Source organism: Bacillus sp. 05T22, from assembly GCF_056396765.1.
In genome coordinates this window covers 1-650 of sequence record NZ_JBFTMC010000269.1, presented here as the reverse complement: position 1 = coordinate 650, position 650 = coordinate 1, and the positions used below count along the sequence as shown (strand labels likewise).

The 650-nt window shown below is 36.8% G+C and carries 1 pseudogene; it reads right to left on the bottom strand.

The window, feature by feature from the left end:
• Positions 1-650: pseudogene (locus AC1DIT_RS28310) on the bottom strand (IS3 family transposase); the annotation flags it as partial.

Genomic DNA, 650 nt, shown 5'->3' with positions numbered 1-650 from the left:
TTTCCAACTTTCCCTTTATAAGAACGATATTTTTTCATACGAACGAGACACTTCAAGCCTAATTCTTTCATAATTCGATACACTTTTTTATGATTTACTTTGTGTCCGCGGTTCGTCAGTTCATCACGAATACGACGATAACCATAAAGACCCTCGTGTTCATCATAAATAGCTTGAATCAATCCTTTTAGTTCTACATCTGGATCAGGACGATCGAAATTTTTTACCCAATAATAATACGTGCTTCGCGGAATACCAGCGAGCTGAAGTAGCATCTTTACTGAAAATTCATGCCTTAACTCATAGACTACTTGGGCCTTGTCTTGTTTCGTGATTTTTCCTTGTTTTGAACTAAGGCATTCAACTTTTTTAAATACGCATTTTCCATACGTAAACGCTCATTTTCCGCTTGTAGTGCTTCTATTGAACCTTCAATTATTCCGTGATCTTTGGTCGTGTTAAGTTTTTTATTTTTCATGGATTGATGCCCCTTTTTCTTTGATTGTAGGGCATCCAATCCTCCTGCTTCATAAGCCACTTTCCATTTCCGAAGTGTTTCATAAGATGGAATATTGAAAATCGCCGCTGTTTCCCTGATAGATGTCCCTTTTTCATTCATATAATTGAGTACATTCAGTTTAAACGGCACA